This window comes from Sporosarcina sp. Y1011, from assembly GCF_057669885.1.
The window spans coordinates 1-686 of sequence record NZ_JBYHFP010000049.1; the positions used below are offsets into that span (position 1 = coordinate 1).

Annotated in this window: 3 other RNA genes; all 3 read right to left on the bottom strand. The window is 38.0% G+C overall.

Features of this window, described 5'->3' with window-relative positions:
- Positions 1-2 precede the first annotated feature (2 nt).
- Positions 3-178, bottom strand: a non-coding RNA gene (ssrS, locus tag AC25Y5_RS18915) — 6S RNA.
- A gap of 79 nt (positions 179-257) precedes the next feature.
- Positions 258-449, bottom strand: a non-coding RNA gene (gene ssrS / locus AC25Y5_RS18920) — 6S RNA.
- Between the two features lie 71 nt (positions 450-520).
- A non-coding RNA gene (gene ssrS / locus AC25Y5_RS18925) (6S RNA) lies at positions 521-686 on the bottom strand; the annotation flags it as partial.

The following is a 686-nucleotide window of genomic DNA, read 5'->3' on the forward strand; positions in this document are numbered from 1 at the left end:
AAACATTTTGCCGTATGGTCTTAGAAAGTTTTAAACCACCACTCCTCAAAGTGGGTGTTCGCAGAAACATTCCTGTATGTCCCAGTTGTCGAAAGAACTGGGCGTGCCATTTCTGTTTCTAGGTAAAACTCCCGTTTACAGCTTAAAGGTTAAAACTTAATGGGTATACGCACAACGCAGCTTCTATATATAGTGTATAACAATCAAAGTATATTATCAAATGAAAAATTTGGAATCCTGTTTTTTTAGCTTAAAAAAAGTCAGCCGCCTTTGCCGTATGGTCTTAGAAAGTTTTAAACCACCACTCCTCAAAGTGGGTGTTCGCAGAAACATTCCTGTATGTCCCAGTTGTCGAAAGAACTGGGCGTGCCATTTCTGTTTCTAGGTAAAACTCCCGTTTACAGCTTAAAGGTTAAAACTTAATGGGTATACGCACAACGCAGCTTCTATATATAGTGTATAACAATCAAAGTATATTATCAAATGAAAAATTTGGAATCCTGTTTTTTTAGCTTAAAAAAAGTCAGCCGCCTTTGCCGTATGGTCTTAGAAAGTTTTAAACCACCACTTCTCCAAGTGGGTGTTCGCAGAAACAATCCTGTATGTCCCAATTATCGAAAGAACTGGGCTTGCCATTCCTGTATCTAGGTAAAACTCCCGTTTACAGCTTAAAGGTTAAAACTTAA